Raw genomic sequence first — 18,151 nt, forward strand, 5'->3', positions numbered from 1 at the left:
GGAAGAGGCTGCACGACGATGTCCACGATCATCTTCACGCTCACCGACGAGGCGCCCCGGCTGGCGACCTACTCCTTCAAGCCGATCGTCGAGGCCTACGCGGGCGCCGCGGGCATCGAGGTCGAGTCCCGGGACATCTCGCTCGCCGGCCGCATCCTCGCCGCCTTCAGCGACCGGCTCCCTGCCGACCAGGTCGTCTCCGACTCCCTCGCCGAGCTCGGCGAGCTGGCGCGCCGGCCCGAGGCCAACATCATCAAGCTGCCCAACATCTCGGCCTCCCTGCCGCAGCTGCGCGCCGCGATCGCCGAGCTGCGCGAGCAGGGCGTCGACCTCCCCGACTACCCGGAGAACGCGGACACGCCCGAGGCCGCCGACGTCCGCGCCCGCTACGACGCCGTCAAGGGCTCGGCCGTCAACCCGGTGCTCCGCGAGGGCAACTCCGACCGCCGCGCGCCCGTCGCCGTGAAGAACTACGCGAAGGCGCACCCGCACCGCATGGGCGAGTGGTCCGCCGACTCGCGCACGAACGTCGCCACGATGGGCGCCGGCGACTTCCGGCACAACGAGCAGTCCGTCGTCGCGCCCGCCGAGGACGTGTGGCAGATCCGGCACGTGGCCGCCGACGGAACTGCGACCGTCCTCAAGGAGCGCGTCCCGGTCCAGGCCGGCGAGGTCGTCGACTCCTCGTTCATGTCCGCCGCGGCGCTCGACCTGTTCCTCGCCGAGCAGGTCGCGCGCGCCACGGCCGACGGCGTCCTCTTCTCGGTCCACCTCAAGGCCACGATGATGAAGGTCTCCGACCCGATCGTGTTCGGCCACGTGGTCCGCGCCTTCTTCGCCGACGTGTTCGACCGCTTCGGCGACGACCTCGCGGCCGCCGGACTCAGTGCCAACGACGGCCTCGGCGCGATCCTCGCCGGCGTCGACGCCCTCCCGAACGGGGCCGAGATCCGCTCCGCGCTCGACGCTGCGATCGCCGCCGGCCCCGAGCTCGCCATGGTCGACTCCGACAAGGGGATCACCAACCTCCACGTGCCGTCCGACGTCATCGTCGACGCCTCGATGCCCGCGATGATCCGCACGTCCGGCCACATGTGGGGCCCGGACGGCGAGGAGCACGACACCCTCGCGGTCATCCCCGACTCCTCCTACGCCGGCGTCTACCAGGCCGTCATCGAGGACTGCCGCGCCAACGGCGCGTTCGACCCGGCCACGATGGGCACCGTCCCCAACGTCGGCCTCATGGCCCAGAAGGCCGAGGAGTACGGCAGCCACGACAAGACCTTCGAGATCTCCGCGCCCGGGACGGTCGAGGTCGTCGACTCCAGCGGCACCGTCCACATGTCCCACGACGTCGAGGCCGGCGACATCTGGCGCGCCTGCCAGACCAAGGACGCCCCGATCCGGGACTGGGTCAGGCTGGCCGTCACCCGCGCCCGCGCGACCGGCGTCCCCGCCGTGTTCTGGCTCGACGAGGCCCGCGCCCACGACCGCAATCTCATCGAGCTGGTCCGCACCTACCTGAAGGACCACGACACCGAGGGCCTGACGATCGAGATCATGGACCCGGTCTCGGCCACCCGGTACTCGGTCGAGCGCATCCGCCGCGGCGAGGACACGATCTCCGTGACCGGCAACGTCCTGCGCGACTACAACACCGACCTCTTCCCGATCCTCGAGCTCGGCACGAGCGCGAAGATGCTGTCGGTCGTGCCCCTGATGAACGGCGGCGGCCTGTTCGAGACCGGCGCCGGCGGCTCCGCCCCGAAGCACGTCCAGCAGCTCGTCGGCGAGAACTACCTGCGCTGGGACTCCCTGGGTGAGTTCCTCGCGCTCGCCGAGTCGCTGCGGCACCTCGCGGACGTCGACGGCAACGCCGGCGCCCGGGTGCTCGGCGACGCGCTCGACCGCGCCACGGAGAAGCTGCTGACCGAGGGCCGCTCGCCGGCCCGTCGCCTTGGCCAGATCGACAACCGCGGCTCCCACGCGTGGCTCGCCACCTACTGGGCGGCCGAGCTCGCCGCGCAGACCGAGGACGCCGCGCTCGCCGAGCGCTTCCGCCCCGTGGCCGCGCAGCTGGGCGAGCAGATCGAGGCCATCGACGCCGAGCTCATCGCCGTCCAGGGCAGCCCCGCCGACATCGGCGGCTACTACCGGCCCGACGACGCCAAGGCCTCCGCGGTCATGCGCCCGTCCGCGACCCTCAACGCGATCGTCGACGGGATCTGACGGGCCGGAGCCCTCCCCGACGCGCAGCGGCCGCCCGCCGGCAGGTGGGCGGCCGCGGTCGTCGCCGGGCCTTCGTCAGGCCACGTGGCAGGTCAGCCCGTTGGGGCCGTGGTTGCAGTAGCCGCGCGGGTTCTTCTCCAGGTACTGCTGGTGGTAGTCCTCGGCGGCGTAGAACGGCTGGTCGCCGAACGCGTCGATCTCGGTGGTGATGGCGCCGCCGCCGACCTCGTCGATCGCGGCCTGGAACGTGGCGCGCGTGCGCTCGGCGGCGTCGCGCTGCTCCTCGGTGGTCCACCAGATCGCCGAGCGGTACTGCGAGCCGACGTCGTTGCCCTGACGGTCCTTCGTCGTCGGGTCGTGGTTCTCCCAGAACGCCTTGAAGAGCTCGTCCGGGGTGACGACCGCGGGGTCGTAGGCCACGAGGACTGCCTCGGCGTGCCCGGTCATGGCGGTGCACACCTCCTCGTACGTGGGGTGGGGCGTGTAGCCGCCCGTGTAGCCGGCGGCAGTGCCGACCACACCGGGGATGCGCCAGAAGATCCGCTCGACACCCCAGAAGCAGCCCATGCCGACGTAGAGCTCCTGGGTGCCCTCGGGCCACGGGCCGAGCAGCGGGGCGTCGAGGACGATGTTGCGCTCCGGCGGGGCGTACGCGGGCGTGGACCGGCCCGGCAGCGCGGTCTCGGCCGAGGTGGGGCGGACGGGGCGGGCGAACAGGCTCATGGGCTGCTCCCTTCGTCGGGCGCCCGGGGGCGCGGTGGGACGGTGCGCGGTGGCACTGCGCGCGGCGCCGGCGGCATCCCGGGCGCGATCACGCACGGCCCGCGCCTCGCGTCTGCTCCCGTCAACGTACTCGGCCGTCCGCCTGTTCCCGAACTACGCTGGGAGACCGCCCGTCGACCCCGAAGGACGCCATGGCCCGCCTCCGACGCTCCATCCGTTCCGCGCTGGGATCGACCACGCGCCGGGCCACCGCGGCGGTCGCCGCCGCGGCGCGTCCGGCGCGCAGGGAGCCCGACGACGGGCCGGGGGAGACGGCCCGACCGGGGGAGTCGCTCCGGGCGGAGGAGGGGCGGCTGCTCAGCCGGACGGGGGCGGGCCTCGTGCCGGGCGACGTCGACGCCGGGGCGGCCGGCGCGGACGACGAGCTGCGCGCCGCCCCCGACCGCACGGTGCCGTGGACGATGCGGGCGATCGCCTCGTGGTCGTGGCGGATCGTCGTCATCACGCTGGCCGCCGCGATCATCGGCTGGCTGCTCGTCCAGCTGCGCACCATCGTCGTCTCGCTCATGGTCGCGATGCTGCTGTCCGTCCTGCTCGCCCCGCTCGCGAGCTTCCTCCGCCGGCGCGCGCGCTTCCCCCGGGCGATCGCGGCGCTCGCCTCGCTCGTCGTGCTCGTCGCGGTCGTCGCCGGGCTCCTCGTCCTCGCGGGGCAGTCGATCGCGTCCGGCTTCCAGCGGCTCGCCGACCAGGCGCTGCTGGGGATCGACCAGCTCGTCTCGTGGCTCGGCACCGGTCCGCTCGGGCTCGACCAGGCGGACATCGACACGGCGATGGAGCAGGGCACCCAGGCGATCTCGCAGAACTCGGAGACCCTGGCCACCGGCGTCCTCACCGTGACGTCCTCGGTCGCCGAGATCTTTGCCGGCTTCTTCATCGCCATCTTCTGCACGTTCTTCTTCCTGTCCGACGGCCGCTCCCTGTGGGGCTGGGTCGTGCGGCTGACGCCGGCGCGTGCCCGACCCACGATCCACGAGGCCGGGATCCGGGCCTGGTACACGGTCAGCGGCTACACGCGCGGGCAGATCGTCGTGGCCTTCGTCGACGCCGTCGGGATCGGCCTGGCCGCGGCGCTCCTCGGCGTCCCGCTCGCCCTGCCGATCGCCATCCTCGTGTTCCTCGGCGCCTTCATCCCCATCATCGGTGCGCTGATCTCCGGCACGGTCGCCGTGCTCGTCGCGGTCGTCGACTCGGGCATCTACATCGCGCTCGCCATGCTCGGGGCCGTGCTGTTCGTCCAGTTCATCGAGAGCCACGTGCTGCAGCCGATGATCCAGTCGCGCGCCGTCCAGCTGCACCCGATCGCCGTGCTGCTCGCGGTGGCCGGCGGCACCGCCGTGGCCGGCCTGGTCGGGGCGCTGTTCGCGGTCCCGGTCGTCGCGGTCGTCAACTCGGTCGGCCTCTACCTCGCGGGACGCGACCCGCAGCCGCACCTCGCCAAGGACCTGCACCGCACCGGGGGTCCGCCGCCGACGGTCCTCGAGTACGCCCCGACGGCGGACGAGCCCGACGAGGAGCCCTTCGCGGACGTCTTCGCCGAGGAGCACGTGGCCCGCCCCGACGCCCCTACCGTGGGGCGTGACCCGTCCGACCGACCCGGGGGAGCACGCTGACGTGACCACGCCGACCGGAGACCACCTGCCCACCCGCGCCGAGCTCGACGCGGCGCGCGAGATCGTCCGACCGGTCGCGCACGAGACGCCCGTGCTGTCCTTCCGCTCGATGGCCGAGCGCACCGGGGCGCCGCTGTGGCTCAAGGCCGAGCACCTCCAGCGCACGGGCTCGTTCAAGATCCGGGGGGCCGCGGTCCGACTCGGCCGGCTCTCGGACGAGGAGCGCGCGCACGGCGTCATCGCCGCCTCGGCCGGCAACCACGCCCAGGGCGTGGCGCTCGCCGCGCGCGAGCTCGGCGTCCCGGCCCGGATCTACATGCCGGACGACGCGGCGCTGCCCAAGGTCGCGGCCACCCGCGGGTACGGGGCCGAGGTTGTCCTCACCGGGCGTCACCTCATGGACTGCCTCGCCGAGGCGGAGGCGGACTGCGCGGCCTCGGGACGCACGCTCATCCACCCCTACGACCACGCCGACATCGTGGCGGGCGCCGCGAGCGTGGGACTCGAGATCCTCGAGCAGGTCCCCGACGTCGCGACGATCGTCGTCCCCACGGGCGGCGGCGGGCTGCTCGCCGGGATCGCCGCAGCGGCCCACGCGGTCCGGCCCGGGGTGCGGGTGGTCGGGGTGCAGGCGGCGTCCGCGGCGGCGTGGCCAGCCTCCCTCGCGCAGGGGCGGCCCGTGCCGCTGGACGAGGTGCGCACGATGGCGGACGGCATCGCCGTCGGGACGCCCGGCACCGTGCCCTTCGAGATCGTGCGCGCGCTCGTCGACGACGTGCGGACGGTGGGGGAGGAGCAGCTCTCGCAGGCGCTCCTCCACCTCGTCGAGCGCGCCAAGCTCGTGGTCGAGCCCTCCGGTGCGGCGGGGCTCGCGGCGGTCTCCGCCTCCCCGGGCGACTTCGCCGACGGTCCGACGGTGGTGGTGCTCTCCGGCGGCAACGTCGACCCGCTGCTGCTGCTGCGCGTGGTCCGGCACGGCCTCGCCTCGGCCGGCCGGTTCCTGTCCTTGCGCGTGCGGGTGAGCGACGCCCCCGGCTCCCTGGCCGGCGTGCTCGCCCGGCTCGGCGAGCTCGGTGCCAACGTCGCCTCGGTCGAGCACTCGCGCACCGCCGGCGGCCTCGCGGTCGACGAGGTCGAGATCGCGGTCGAGATCGAGACCAAGGGGCCCGAGCACGGCGACGAGGTCCGCGCGGCGCTCACGGCGGACGGGATCCGGGTCCTCGACGACTCTCCGTGACGCCCGGGCCTCCGACGCGCGAGGGCCCCGCTCGCGCATCGGCGAGCGGGGCCCTCGGGCGTCGCGGACCTGAGGCCCGTCAGCGTCAGACCGTGAAGGGCTTGACCGTCTCGAGCTCGACCGTGATGGTCGCGCCGTTGGGTGCCTCGTAGGAGGTCGACTCGCCGGCGCTGCGGCCGAGGACGGCCTGGCCGAGCGGGGAGGACTCCGAGAAGACCTCGATGTCGAGGCCCTCGGCGGCCTCGCGCGAACCGAGCAGGAACGTGCGCTTCTTGCCGGCGATCGAGGCGGTGATGACCATCCCGGGCTCGACGACGCCGTCGTCCGCGGGGGGCTCGCCGACCTGGGCGACGCGCAGGAGCGCGGTCAGCTGCTGGATGCGGGCCTCCTGCTTGCCCTGCTCCTCGCGCGCCGCGTGGTAGCCGCCGTTCTCCTTGAGGTCACCTTCCGAGCGGGCCTGCTCGATCCGCTCGGCGATCTCCTGACGACCGGGCCCCGACAGCTCCTCGAGCTCGGCGGTGAGACGGTCGTAGGCATCCTGGGTCAGCCAGGTGGTCCCGGTCTGCTGGGACATCACGGCTCCTTACGTCGAGTGATGGTGTCCGCCGCCCGGCGGCGGACGGAAACCGCCCGGGCCCCAGGCGGGTCCGGGCGGTGCATGAAACGGCCATCCTAGCACCATGACGCCGATTCGGAAGGGTTCGGGCCGCTCTCGGACGTCAGGCGACCCGGCAGGACTCGGCGTGCCCGGACGCCGCGCGCTCGGAGGTGAGGACCGGTTCGACGGCCGCCGTCCGCCGCTCGGTCACGGGGCCGAGGCGTACCTCGCGGACCCCGACCTCGGTGAAGTCGCGGTTGACCGCGCGCAGCGTGCACACGACCTCCGTGCCCGGGTCGGCGACGACGACGAACCGCACCTCGACCTCGTCCGGCCCCTCGACCGTGTACCCCACGTGCTCGACCGAGACCGACGGCTCCCTCGACATCTGCCAGGCGAGGACTGTGGCGCCGGCGACGAGCACGAACGCACCGAGCAGGGGGACCAGCCACTGCGCGCGGCGGTTGCCGGTCGGGCGGCCGCGGCCGTAGCGCCGGCGCACGAGGTCGGGGTCGATGCCCGGGCCTGCCGCAGCTCCTGGCTGCGGGTCCGCGGAGGCGGGCCCGGGGCCCGCGCCCGGGCCCTCGTCGGTCCCGTTCGCCGTCGTGCCGCTCGTCATGCCTACGCTTCCTCCGTGGGTCCACCACCCGGGGGCCGTTCGCGTGCCGAGGCCCGGGTGTTGGACCATTGTCCCCGACGGCGCCCCCGCCGTCCGAGCCGCGCGCCGCGGTCCGAACCTGACGAGGAGTACCACCGTGACGACCCGCACGCTCCGGCTGATGGCAGTGCACGCCCACCCCGACGACGAGGCCAGCAAGGGCGCGGCGACGATGGCGCGGTATGCGGCGGACGGGCACCGGGTGCGGGTCGTCACCGCGACCGGCGGCGAGCGGGGCTCGGTGCTCAACCCTCGACTGCAGGGCGACCCCGAGGTCGAGGCCAACATGGTCGAGCTGCGCAGGAAGGAGATGGCGGCGTCCGCGGAGGCCCTCGGCATCGAGCACGCGTGGCTCGGGTTCGTCGACTCCGGGCTCCCCGAGGGCGACCCGCTGCCGCCGCTCCCCGAGGGGTGCTTCGCGCTCGAGCCCGACGAGGTGGTCGTCGGCGCACTCGTGGCGCAGATCCGCGAGTTCCGTCCGCACGTGATGACCACCTACGACGAGAACGGCGGGTACCCGCACCCCGACCACGTGCGCGTGCACGAGATCTCGATGCTCGCGTTCGACGCCGCCGCGGACCCCGAGCAGTTCCCCGAGGCCGGCCCCGCGTGGGCGGTGCAGAAGGTCTACTACGACGTCTCCTTCTCCGGGGGCCGCATCCGCGCCGTCCACGAGGCTCTGCTCGAGCGTGGCGCGGAGTCCCCGTTCGCCGAGTGGATCGAGCGCCGGGAGAGGCGGGACGAGGACGCCGGGGTGGAGCGTCGTCCCGCGACGGCCGCCGTGCACGTGGCCGAGCACTTCGCGGCACGCGATGCCGCGCTGCGCGCGCACGCCACCCAGATCGACCCCGACGGGTTCTTCTTCTCGGTCCCGCGCGACCTCGAGGCGCAGGTGTGGCCGGTCGAGGAGTTCGAGCTCGTGCTCTCCCGCGTCCCGGTCTCCGACGCGGTGGAGGACGACCTGTTCGCCGGCGTGGTGCCCGAGGGGCTCGCCGACGGGTCGCCGGTCACGGTCCTCGGGGCCGACCTCGCGGGGGCGGGAACCGACTCCGACGCCATGGGCACCGGGCACGGGTCCGACCGGACCGCGCGGTGACGCCCGGGGCGGTCGTGGCCGGCGGGCTCGCGGGCCCGTGGTCGGCGGGGGCCGAGACACCGACCGGCGAGCTGCAGCCGTGGGACGTCTCGCCGGGGATCGAGGGGTTCTTCGCGTTCTTCGCGCTCGCGGCCGTGGTCGTGGCGCTCGGGTTCCTCGTCGTGAGGCAGATGCGCCGGGTCGACCAGAACGCGCGGGTGCGTGCGGCTCAGGAGGCCAAGGAGCGGTCCGAGGCGGACGGCGGCGCGGGGGTGACTGAGGCCGAGCAGGACGCTCCGCGGTCGACGGAGGCCGAGTAACGGGTCGTCGCCGGGCGCGCGGGTGGCGTTCCGGCGGGGGCGTCGTCGCCCCCGCCGGCTGCCGGGCCGATCAGGGGTAGGGGCGCCAGATGATCTTGCCGGGCTTGCCCTTGCCCGAGTCGGGGCTCGCCGTCGCGTCGCTGTCCGCGCCCTCGAGCGGGAGGGCGGCGGGGTCGGTCTCCGGCTCGACGAGGACGGTCACGCCGTCGTCACCGGCGGAGCGGGCGGCACCGGAGTGCTCGACGATCACGATCTCGGACTGGTCGACCACGAGGTCGGCGGGCGGGATGTCGGCAGCGAACACGGTGTCCTCCAAGGGGGGCGGCGGTGCGTCGGTCGAGCACCTGGACCCATGGTCCCCCGTCCGGGAGGTGGTGGGTAGGTCAAACCGGCTCGTCGCGGCAGAGACAGGCGGAGGTCACACGATCGGGACGCGGAATCCGGTGGGGTCCGTCACAAATCGCCCGGCGTCGTCGTCCCCGTCCCCGTCCTCGTGGTCGAGAGTGCGGGTGAGGGAACGGCAGGGGGCGTGCTCGTGGTCGAGAGTGCGGGTGAGGGAACGGCAACCGGCGCGGTTTCTGCCGAGAGCGCGGCGGAGGCGCCTCAGTCGTCCTTCTTCTTCTTTTTCTTGCCGTCCTTCTTCTTGTCCTTCTTCTTCTCGGACGGCTTGTCGTCGTCGTCCTTCTTCTTGTCCTTCTTGCTCTTCTTGTCCTTGTCCTTGTCCTTCTTGTCGTCCTTCTTCGTGTCCTTCGCGTCCTGCTCGTCGGCGGCGTCCTGCGGGTCGGCCGACGAGGCGGCGACCTCGGCGAGGGCCTCGGCGAACTCGCGCTCGTCGGCGAGGGTCTCCTCGACCGTCTCCTCGCGCTCCTCGTCGGTGGGGACGTTGTCGGGATCCATCGTCCGCAGGAGGGCGGCCGTCTGCGTCGCCACCCGCCAGCGGGGCCGGGGCCAGCGCGGGTTCATGTCGATGAGCGCCTGGGTGACGAGCTCCGTCACCGCGAGCCGCGCGTACCACTTCTTGTCCGCGGGGATGACGTGCCACGGTGCGACGTCGGTGTTCGTCCGCGCGAAGACGTCCGCGTAGGCCTCCTGGTAGTCGTCCCACTTCTTTCGGGTGGTGACGTCGTTCGGGTTGAACTTCCAGTGCTTGTCCGGCCGGTCGAGGCGCTCGAGCAGTCGCAGCCCCTGCTCCTGCTTGGAGACCATGAGTGCGACCTTGACGATCGTCGTGCCCCGCGAGGCGACCGTGCGCTCGAACCGGTTGATCTCGGCGTAGCGCTTGCGCCAGACCTCCTCCTCGACGAGCTCGTCGACCCGGGCCACGAGCACGTCCTCGTAGTGCGACCGGTCGAAGACCCCGATGCGTCCCGGCCGCGGGAGGGCCCGGCGGATGCGCCACAGGTAGTTGTGCCTCTTCTCCTCCTCGGTGGGGACGCCGAACGAGTGCAGGTCGATGCCCTGGGGGTCGACCATGCCCATGACGTGCCGGACGATCCCGCCCTTGCCCGCGGTGTCGAGCCCCTGGAGCACCAGCAGGACGGAGCGCTCGCCGCCCGACCGTCCCTCGGCGAACAGCCGCTCCTGCAGCTCGGAGAGCAGCAGGCCGCGCTCGGCGGTCAGGGCCTTGCCGTCGTCCTTGTCGCCGTCGAACCCCGGGGTGCCCCCGCGGTCGAACGTGGCGAGGTCGAAGTCGGGCCCCGGCCTCAGCAGGTCGGCGGGCGAGGCGGTCCAGGTGAGGTCGTCGGCCACGGTCAGCTCCTTGTCGCGGTGGGGCCTCGACCCTAGTAGGACTGCGACGCGGACGCCCAGGTGGGGTGCGCCGTCGGGCGGGGTCCGGACGCGACCGATCGGGCCGGGGCCCAGACGGGGCCGGCCCGCCGAGGAGCCGGGGGACCGGGGCTGTCAGGCCGCCGCGAGGCAGGCGACCGCGACGGCGCCGGCGTGGCAGCCCCACCCCAGCACCGTGCCGACGTGGAAGATCTCGTGGAAGCCGAAGACCCGCGGTGCGGGGTTCGGACGCTTGAGCGCGTAGGCCACGGCGCCGAGCGTGTACGCCAGCCCGCCGGCGGCGAGGAGCCAGACGACCGCGGGGCCGCCCGTGTGCCAGAAGTCGGGCATGAACCACACGGCCACCCAGCCGAGCGCCACGTAGACCGGCGTGTAGACCCACCGCGGGGCCGAGAGCCAGAACATGCGGCTGAGCGTGCCGAGCAGCGCGCCGCTCCAGACCACGGAGAGCAGGATCGTGGCCGTCCGTGGCGGGAGGAGGATGGCGGCGAGCGGCGTGTACGTGCCCGCGATGAGCAGGAAGATGTTCGTGTGGTCGAGGCGCCGCAGCAGGGTGGCCAGGCGTGGCCGCCACGTCCCGCGGTGGTAGATCGCCGAGGTGGCGAACAGCTGGACCGCGGTGAGCGCGAAGACCGCGCACGTCACGCGGGCGGTGAGCGTCGGTGCGGTGACCACCAGGGCCAGGCCGACGACGAGCGCGATCGGCGCCGTGACGAGGTGGATCCAGCCGCGGGCGAGCGGCTTGGCCTCGTGGGCCCCGGGGGCGACGGAGTGCGCCCCGGGGAGCGCGGTACCCGCGGCGTCGGCCGGGGTCCCGGTGTGCGCGGCGTCGGCCGGGGCACCCGGCTCGACGTGGTCGTCCGGGGCGACGGGCGCGGGCGTCCCGGGAGCGGCGTTCATGACCAACAACCTACACCTGTGTAGGTTCGCGCGGTACGCCGCCCCCGATGCTCGACGACGATCCAGGCCGGGCGGTGCGCGGACGCCCCGGCCATGGTCGCTACGCTGCGGGGATGGTCGCACCCGGCGACGATCGGACGGAGGTGGACGGTGCGCTCGAGCGACGTGCTGTACTCGCTGTACGAGCGGCGCCTGCTGGCCGAGATCGACCGGACGCGGATGCCGAAGCACGTCGGGGTCATGCTCGACGGCAACCGGCGGTGGGCGCGCTCGGTCGGTGCGCAGACCGCGGACGGTCACCGACGCGGGGCCGACAAGGTCCACGAGCTGCTCGCGTGGTGCGAGGAGGTCGGCGTCGAGGTCGTCACGCTGTGGATGCTGTCCACGGACAACCTGCGCCGCGACCCGGACGAGATCGCCGACCTGCTCGAGATCATCGTGGGCTCGGTCGCATCGATCGCCGCGACCGCCCGGTGGAACGTCCGGCTCGTGGGCTCGCTCGACCTGCTGCCGCCCGACATCGCCGACCGGCTGCGCGCCGCCGCCTCGCCGACCGGTGACGCCCTGGTCGTCAACATCGCCGTCGGCTACGGGGGGCGCGAGGAGATCGCGGACGCCGTGCGGGCGCTCCTGCGCGAGCGCGCAGCCGAGGGGCGGTCGCTCGAGGAGGTCGCCGACTCGCTGACGGTCGCGGACATCGACGGCCACCTCTACACCTCCGGCCAGCCCGACCCGGACCTGCTCATCCGCACCTCGGGCGAGCAGCGGCTCGGCGGGTTCCTCCTGTGGCAGTCCGTGCACTCCGAGCTGTACTTCTGCGAGGCCTACTGGCCCGACTTCCGCCGCGTCGACCTCCTGCGGGCGCTGCGCGACTTCTCCCACCGGGAACGCCGCCTCGGCCGCTGACCGCGCGCCGTTCGTCGTCGTCGGACGGTGATCTCCGTGACACCCGCGTGTCGGTCACGTGAACAGTTGACGAACCTGCTCGCCGCGCCCGCGAGCCTCACGCCCACGCTGTCGGGCGCGGCGTAGTTTCGATACCGACGGACGGCACGCTCGCCGTCCTCCGGGAGGTCGCCCATGGCGCACACGTTGCGCGTGACGGGGGCCGGCCGGCCCCCGTGGGCCGTCCGCCCGCCCCGAGTCCGAGGCCGGCGCGTCGAGTGCCGGGCCGAGGGTCCTGACCCGCGCACCAGCGCCGGAGGGAGCACGACGTGAGCACCACTGCCGCCCAGCACACCGCGTCCGAGCCCGTCACCACCACGGGGAGCGAGGTCGCCGCCGAGCTCGGCGTCCCGGAGCCGCAGGGCACCGCGCTGCGCACCTACGTCCTCGACACCTCGGTGCTGCTCTCCGACCCGCGGGCGATGACGAAGTTCGCGGAGCACGACGTCGTCCTGCCGGTCGTCGTGGTCACCGAGCTCGAGGCCAAGCGGCACCACAGCGAGCTGGGCTACTTCGCCCGCGCCGCGCTGCGCCTGCTCGACAGCCTGCGCGTCAAGCACGGTCACCTCGACCGGCCGGTGCCCGTCGGCACGGACGGCGGCACGCTGCGGGTCGAGCTCAACCACTCCAGCGACCAGGTCCTCCCCTCGGGGCTGCGCCTCGGGGACAACGACACCCGGATCCTCGCCGTCGCGGCGAACCTCGCGGCCGAGGGCAATGCGGTGACGGTCGTGACCAAGGACCTGCCGATGCGCGTCAAGGCCTCGGCGGTCGGGCTCGACGCCGAGGAGTACCGCGCCGGCCAGGTCGTCGACACGGGTTACACGGGCATGGCGACGGCGGACGTCACCGAGTCCGAGATGGCCCAGCTGTGGAGCGACGAGTCGCTCGAGGTCGGGGACCTCGCCACCCCCGGGGACCTGCCCGACCAGCCCGTCAACACCGGGATCGTCCTTCACTCGCCGCGCGGCTCGGCCCTCGCACGGACCTCCGCGGGCGGGCGCCTGACGCTCGTGCGCGGCGACCGCGAGATCTTCGGGATGCGGGGGCGCTCCGCCGAGCAGCGCGTGGCGATCGACCACCTCGTCAACCCCGACGTCGGGATCGTCTCCCTCGGCGGCCGGGCGGGCACCGGCAAGTCGGCGCTCGCCCTGTGCGCGGGCCTCGAGGCGGTCCTCGAGCGGCGCGAGCACAAGCGGATCCTCGTGTTCCGCCCGCTGTACGCCGTGGGCGGCCAGGAGCTCGGCTACCTGCCCGGCACCGAGGCCGAGAAGATGAACCCGTGGGCGGACGCGGTCTTCGACACGCTCGGCGCCGTCGTCGACTCGCAGGTGGTCGAGGAGGTGATGGGCCGCAACCTCCTCGAGGTCCTGCCGCTCACCCACATCCGCGGGCGCTCGCTGCACGACGCGTTCGTCATCGTCGACGAGGCCCAGTCCCTCGAGCGGAACGTGCTGCTGACGGTCCTGTCCCGGATCGGTCAGAACTCGCGGGTCGTCCTCACCCACGACGTCGCGCAGCGCGACAACCTCCGGGTCGGCCGTCACGACGGCGTCGCCTCGGTGGTCGAGGCGCTCAAGGGCCGCGAGCTCTTCGCCCACGTCACGCTCACGCGCTCCGAGCGGTCGGCCGTGTCCGCCCTGGTCACCGACCTGCTGGAGACCTACGAGGTCTGAGAGCCGGAACCGCGCACGTCGCCCCGGTCCCGCTCAGGGGCCGGGGCGACCTGCGTCCGACGACGACGAACCGCAGTCTCGACGGTCAGGGGGTGGGGGCGGGCGCCGTCAGCGGCGTCTCCCCGACGTCCCCGACGGCGTCGACGAGCAGCGCCGTCCCCTCGGCCAGCGTGTACTCCACGCCGACGACGGCGGTCTCGCCGGCCTCGACGGCCCGGCGCACGTGGGCCGAGTAGTCGACGAGCATCTCGACGGTCGCGCGGACGTGCTGGCGACGCAGCTGGTCGGTCGGCGGGAGCGTGAGAGCCACGTCCTCGGCCGGCGTCGCTTCCCGACCGGCGTCGGTGTCGTCCTCACCGGGCAGGACGGCACGCGTGACGAGCGAGGGGATGACGCGGTCGACGATCGTGCGGACGAAGCCCGTGGGCATCCGGCCGGTCGACAGCGCCTGCACGGCGGCCCCGACGGCGCCGCACGAGTCGTGCCCGAGGACCACCACGAGGGGGATCCCGAGGATGTCGATCCCGTACTCGATCGACCCGATGACGGTCGTGTCGAGGACGTGGCCCGCCGTGCGCACGACGAACAGGTCGCCGAGCCCCTGGTCGAACACCAGCTCGGCGGCGACCCGGGAGTCCGAGCACCCGAGCACGACGGCGAACGGCTTCTGGTCGACCGAGACCTGCGTCCGCCGGGCGGCGGACTGGTCGGGGTGCTCCATCGTGTCGGCGACGAACCGGTGGTTGCCCTCGCGCAGGCGCGCCCACGCCTCGGCGGGCGTGGGTCCGGCGCTCACGCGGTCGCCCCCGACCCGGCGGCGCCGTCCTCCTCGCCCGAGGGCTCGGCCTCGCTGCGCGCCTCGTCCAGTGCCCGGCGGGCGCCGTCGAGCCAGGACTGGCAGCGGTCCGCGAGGGCCTCGCCGCGCTGCCACAGCGCGAGGGCCTCCTCCAGCGGGAGCTCACCGGACTCGAGGCGACGGACCACACCGACGAGCTCGTCGCGTGCCTGCTCGTAGGACAGGTCGGCGACCCCCTCGGCGGGGTCGGGCGCGTCGCCGGATGCCGACGCGTCGGACGCCCCCGCTCCCGCATCCGCGGCGTCACCGCGGGTCTCTTCGGCGGGGGAGCCGGGGTCGGAGGCGGTCCGGGCCCGGCGCTGCGGGTCGAGGGAGTCGGGGTGCTGCATCCTCACGTTCACGCCGTCAGTCAACTACACCTCGCGGGTGGCGACGACCTCGACCCCGAGGCGGCCCGCGTGGAGGATCGCCTCGAGCCGGTCGCCGGTGGCCACCTCGGCCTGGTCCCGCACCACCTGGCCGTCGCGCCGCCGCAGCACGGCGTACCCGCGCGCGAGCGTGGCCGCCGGTGAGAGTGCGAGCAGGCCCCCGTGGGCCCGGGCGAGCTCGGCGGACGCCGCGGAGAGCCGCCCGTCGAGGGAGGCGCGGGCGCGGTGCCGCAGCGCGGCGACCTCGGCGGTGGGCCCCTCGAGCATCGACTCCGGGCGGGCGAGCACCGGCCGGGCACGCAGCGCCGCGACCTCGGCGACCGCGCGGTCGAGGCGGGCGAGGACGGCGCGTCGCACCCGCGTGCGGGCGTCGTTCACCCCGGCGCTCTCGCGGGCGAAGTCGGGCACCACGCGCCGGGCGGCGTCCGTCGGTGTCGAGGCCCGCACGTCCGCCACGAGGTCGAGCAGCGGCGAGTCGCCCTCGTGGCCGATGGCGGAGACGACCGGCGTGCGGCACGCGGCGACCGCGCGGACGAGCGCCTCGTTGGAGAAGGGGAAGAGGTCCTCGACGGACCCGCCGCCCCGGGCCACCACGAGGACGTCGACCTCGTCCATGGCATCGAGCTCGGCGAGCGCGGCGCTGACCTGAGGGACCGTGTCGACGCCCTGGACGGCGACCTCGCGGACCTCGAACCGGACCGCCGGCCACCGCAGCCGCGCGTTCGTCAGGACGTCGTCCTTCGCCTTGGCGTTGCGTCCGCAGACGAGCCCGACGACGCGGGGGAGGAACGGCAGCGGACGCTTGCGCGAGTCGTCGAACACGCCCTCGGCGGCGAGGACCTTGCGCAGCGCCTCGATGCGGGCGAGCAGCCCGCCCACGCCGACCGCCCGCAGGTCGTCGGCCCACAGGTTGAAGCTGCCGTTCTTCGTCCAGAAGCTCGGCTTCGCGTGCGCGACCACGTGGGCGCCGGGCGCGACCTCGTCCGGCAGCGCGCGGGCCGCGATGGAGATCCGCAGCGACATCTCGGCGTCGGTGTCCCGCATCGTGAGGAACGCCGTGCGTGCGCCGGGCCGGCGGTTGACCTCGACGAGCTGCCCCTCGACCCAGAGCGCCGACATGCGGTCGACGTACTCGGCGATCTTCTGCGAGAGCAGCCGGACCGGCCACGGCGCCTCGGGCGTGGTGGCGGCGGCGGTGGCGGGCAGCGGCGCCCGCTCACCGGCGTTCTCGGCGCTCACGCGCGGGCGAGGATCGCCTCGGCGTCCGGGTCGAAGTCGTCCGCGAGCGCGGAGAGCCGCTCGACCTCGGGGGTCTCGCCGATCGCGCGGGCCGCCTCGCGCAGGGCGAGGACCGCGAGGACGACTCCGTGGTTCGGCACGTGCGACGCGGGCACCGGGCCCTGGCCGCGCCACCCGCCCTTGCGCAGCGCGTCGAGCCCGCGGTGGTAGCCGGTCCGGGCGAACGCGTAGGCGGCGACCGGGTCGTCCGCGAGCGCGGCGCGGGACAGGGTCGCCCAGGCGAGGGACGAGGCGGGGTGCGCGGCGGCGACCTCGCGGGCGTCGGTGCCGGCGTCGAGCGCGGCTCGGGCCGGGGCGTCGGGGCCGTCCTCGGGGAGTCGGACGGGGTCGGGCGCGAGGAGGTTGTCTGCCATGTGCCCATCGTCGCACCGCGGCCCGACAGGGGCGCTCTGTCCGCCCCGCGCGCTGCCGGTTCGGTCGGACCTGCCTACGCTCGACGTCGGACCACCTGCACGACGACGGACGAGGACCCGCGATGACTCACCCCCACGACGACGAGATCGACCCGACCGTCGCCGTCCCCGGCTCGATGGCCGCCCAGGTGCGCGCGTCGAGGCGACCGCTGGCCGAGCGGCAGGCGGGGGCGGGGGCGGGACCGGCCGGTCCGACGACGACGAACGGCGCGCCGGGTGGTCCCGGTGGCGTCACGGCAGGCCGGTCCGGTGCGGGCGGAGCGCCAGGGGCCGACGCGACCGCCCCGCTGGCGCCGGTCGACGCGCAGGCGACCGGCGACCTGCCGCCCACGCAGGCCCAGGGGGAGGGGGCCTACCGGGTGCCCACGGACGGATCCGCCCCGACTCCAGGACGTGGTGCGTTCGACTCCGCCGCGACCCCGCAGGACCCCGGGGCGCAGGTGTCCACCGCCGAGATCCCGGCCCTGTCCGAGCCGGCCCCGACGGGCTGGGGCCCCGGCGGACAGGGCGGCCCGGGATGGCAGGCCGGCCCGCCCCCGGGTGGGCCGGGGTTCGGCCCCTCGGGACCCGGTGGCCCGGGGTACGGGCCGGGTGGTCCCGGTCCTGGCGCCCAGGGCGCGCCCTACGGTCCCGGGGCTCCCTACGCGCCGGGCCGTCCGCCGTCGGGGGCCGCTCCCTACCCGGGCCCGCGGCCGGCGGGCACCCGGAACGGTCTGCCGCCGGCGAACGGGGCGGTCGTCACGCTCTCGGTGCTCTGGCGACTCGCCGTCGCGGCGCTCGCGATCTGGGCGCTGTACGAGACGCTCGTGCCCGTCTACGAGGCCGGTGGCTGGGAAGGCGTGGGCGCGCAGCTGACGTTCTTCACCACCGTCAACACGATCCTCGTCGCCCTCGTCATGGTGCTGTCCGTGCTGCGGGTGCTGGGGCCCGGACCCGCGCGGAACCGGCTCGAGGGGCGGCACGGCTGGTTCCGGGGCATGGTGACGACGTACTCGGTGATGACCTCGGTCGTGTTCATCACGCTCCTCGAGGGCGCCCTCGACGAGCGGCTCTCGCTCGTCGTGCACCTCGTGCTGCCGGTGGCGATGGTCCTCGACTGGCTCGTGGTGGGCCGCAACCAGGACCGGGTCCCCGGCTACTGGCCCGTCCTGTGGGTGCTGCCGATGTTCGCCTACCTCGCGCTCTACATGTGGCAGTCGGACCGCTGGGGATACGCGATCTACCCGTTCGTCGATCCCGGGGCGTCCGACTTCGTCTCGACGGTCGCGTTCCTGCTCGGCGGGTGGCTCGCCTGCGGGTACCTCGTGTGGGGGATCGGCCGCGCCCGGGGAGCGGTCCTCGGCCGCTGACGGCCCCACCCGGCCCCGTGTGAGGCCAGCCTCCTCCCGGCCGGGGC

At 74.2% G+C, this 18,151-nt stretch carries 18 protein-coding genes; 8 read left to right on the top strand and 10 right to left on the bottom strand.

The window, feature by feature from the left end:
• The first annotated feature begins 18 nt into the window (after positions 1-18).
• The gene (locus ACPYO6_RS10415) at positions 19-2,229 is read left to right on the top strand and encodes an NADP-dependent isocitrate dehydrogenase (RefSeq protein WP_425714792.1); all 2,211 of its coding nucleotides are present in this window, start codon (positions 19-21) and stop codon (positions 2,227-2,229) included.
• A gap of 75 nt (positions 2,230-2,304) precedes the next feature.
• Here ACPYO6_RS10415 and msrA read toward each other — a convergent pair whose 3' ends face one another.
• Complete coding sequence (msrA, locus tag ACPYO6_RS10420) at positions 2,305-2,952, bottom strand: peptide-methionine (S)-S-oxide reductase MsrA (protein ID WP_425714793.1); 648 nt, start codon at positions 2,950-2,952, stop codon at positions 2,305-2,307.
• A gap of 191 nt (positions 2,953-3,143) precedes the next feature.
• On the opposite strand from msrA, the gene ACPYO6_RS10425 reads away from it, so the two are divergent.
• Complete coding sequence (locus ACPYO6_RS10425; RefSeq protein ID WP_425714794.1) at positions 3,144-4,622, top strand: AI-2E family transporter; 1,479 nt, start codon at positions 3,144-3,146, stop codon at positions 4,620-4,622.
• A gap of 1 nt (position 4,623) precedes the next feature.
• Positions 4,624-5,859: a threonine ammonia-lyase gene (gene ilvA / locus ACPYO6_RS10430; RefSeq protein WP_425714795.1), complete on the top strand. Its 1,236-nt coding sequence runs from the start codon at positions 4,624-4,626 to the stop codon at positions 5,857-5,859.
• An 85-nt stretch (positions 5,860-5,944) separates the two neighbouring features.
• On the opposite strand, the gene greA is transcribed toward ilvA, so the two are convergent.
• Together greA and ACPYO6_RS10440 are read right to left on the bottom strand one after the other, a co-directional pair.
• Positions 5,945-6,433: a transcription elongation factor GreA gene (gene greA / locus ACPYO6_RS10435; RefSeq protein WP_425714796.1), complete on the bottom strand. Its 489-nt coding sequence runs from the start codon at positions 6,431-6,433 to the stop codon at positions 5,945-5,947.
• A gap of 145 nt (positions 6,434-6,578) precedes the next feature.
• A complete protein-coding gene (locus ACPYO6_RS10440) occupies positions 6,579-7,076 on the bottom strand; it encodes a DUF4307 domain-containing protein (protein ID WP_425714797.1) in 498 nt (165 codons plus the stop codon).
• A 160-nt stretch (positions 7,077-7,236) separates the two neighbouring features.
• Between ACPYO6_RS10440 and mca the strand changes: the two genes are divergently transcribed.
• Both mca and ACPYO6_RS10450 read left to right on the top strand, forming a co-directional pair.
• Positions 7,237-8,211, top strand: a complete 975-nt coding sequence (gene mca / locus ACPYO6_RS10445) for a mycothiol conjugate amidase Mca (protein WP_425714798.1) — start codon at positions 7,237-7,239, stop codon at positions 8,209-8,211.
• Positions 8,208-8,510: a hypothetical protein gene (locus ACPYO6_RS10450; protein WP_425714799.1), complete on the top strand. Its 303-nt coding sequence runs from the start codon at positions 8,208-8,210 to the stop codon at positions 8,508-8,510. Before mca ends, ACPYO6_RS10450 begins: the two co-directional genes overlap by 4 nt.
• Positions 8,511-8,580: 70 nt before the next feature.
• On the opposite strand, the gene ACPYO6_RS10455 is transcribed toward ACPYO6_RS10450, so the two are convergent.
• From ACPYO6_RS10455 to trhA, 3 genes are all read right to left on the bottom strand, one after another.
• On the bottom strand, positions 8,581-8,814 hold the full coding sequence (locus ACPYO6_RS10455) for a hypothetical protein (RefSeq protein WP_425714800.1): 234 nt from the start codon (positions 8,812-8,814) through the stop codon (positions 8,581-8,583).
• A gap of 299 nt (positions 8,815-9,113) precedes the next feature.
• Positions 9,114-10,259 (bottom strand): PPK2 family polyphosphate kinase, encoded by a 1,146-nt coding sequence (locus ACPYO6_RS10460; RefSeq protein ID WP_425714801.1) that lies wholly within the window; start codon positions 10,257-10,259, stop codon positions 9,114-9,116.
• 153 nt (positions 10,260-10,412) lie between these two features.
• Complete coding sequence (trhA, locus tag ACPYO6_RS10465; RefSeq protein WP_425714802.1) at positions 10,413-11,198, bottom strand: PAQR family membrane homeostasis protein TrhA; 786 nt, start codon at positions 11,196-11,198, stop codon at positions 10,413-10,415.
• Between the two features lie 150 nt (positions 11,199-11,348).
• Between trhA and ACPYO6_RS10470 the strand changes: the two genes are divergently transcribed.
• Both ACPYO6_RS10470 and ACPYO6_RS10475 read left to right on the top strand, forming a co-directional pair.
• A complete protein-coding gene (locus ACPYO6_RS10470) occupies positions 11,349-12,104 on the top strand; it encodes an isoprenyl transferase (protein ID WP_425714803.1) in 756 nt (251 codons plus the stop codon).
• Between the two features lie 461 nt (positions 12,105-12,565).
• On the top strand, positions 12,566-13,819 hold the full coding sequence (locus tag ACPYO6_RS10475) for a PhoH family protein (RefSeq protein ID WP_425714851.1): 1,254 nt from the start codon (positions 12,566-12,568) through the stop codon (positions 13,817-13,819).
• An 85-nt stretch (positions 13,820-13,904) separates the two neighbouring features.
• Here ACPYO6_RS10475 and ACPYO6_RS10480 read toward each other — a convergent pair whose 3' ends face one another.
• The 4 genes from ACPYO6_RS10480 to ACPYO6_RS10495 form a co-directional block, all read right to left on the bottom strand.
• Positions 13,905-14,615: a carbonic anhydrase gene (locus ACPYO6_RS10480; protein ID WP_425714804.1), complete on the bottom strand. Its 711-nt coding sequence runs from the start codon at positions 14,613-14,615 to the stop codon at positions 13,905-13,907.
• Positions 14,612-14,839: an exodeoxyribonuclease VII small subunit gene (locus ACPYO6_RS10485; protein WP_425714852.1), complete on the bottom strand. Its 228-nt coding sequence runs from the start codon at positions 14,837-14,839 to the stop codon at positions 14,612-14,614. Before ACPYO6_RS10485 ends, ACPYO6_RS10480 begins: the two co-directional genes overlap by 4 nt.
• A 189-nt stretch (positions 14,840-15,028) precedes the next feature.
• Positions 15,029-16,282, bottom strand: a complete 1,254-nt coding sequence (xseA, locus tag ACPYO6_RS10490; protein ID WP_425714805.1) for an exodeoxyribonuclease VII large subunit — start codon at positions 16,280-16,282, stop codon at positions 15,029-15,031.
• Positions 16,279-16,695 carry a DUF3151 domain-containing protein gene (locus ACPYO6_RS10495; protein ID WP_425714806.1) on the bottom strand — a complete coding sequence of 139 codons (417 nt, stop codon included), beginning with the start codon at positions 16,693-16,695 and terminating at the stop codon, positions 16,279-16,281. Before ACPYO6_RS10495 ends, xseA begins: the two co-directional genes overlap by 4 nt.
• A 122-nt stretch (positions 16,696-16,817) precedes the next feature.
• Here ACPYO6_RS10495 and ACPYO6_RS10500 point away from each other — a divergent pair, with 122 nt between their 5' ends.
• On the top strand, positions 16,818-18,104 hold the full coding sequence (locus ACPYO6_RS10500) for a hypothetical protein (protein ID WP_425714807.1): 1,287 nt from the start codon (positions 16,818-16,820) through the stop codon (positions 18,102-18,104).
• Positions 18,105-18,151: the final 47 nt, after the last annotated feature.

It is taken from the genome of Georgenia sp. Z1344 (assembly GCF_049856295.1).
Taxonomy (GTDB): domain Bacteria; phylum Actinomycetota; class Actinomycetes; order Actinomycetales; family Actinomycetaceae; genus JB111.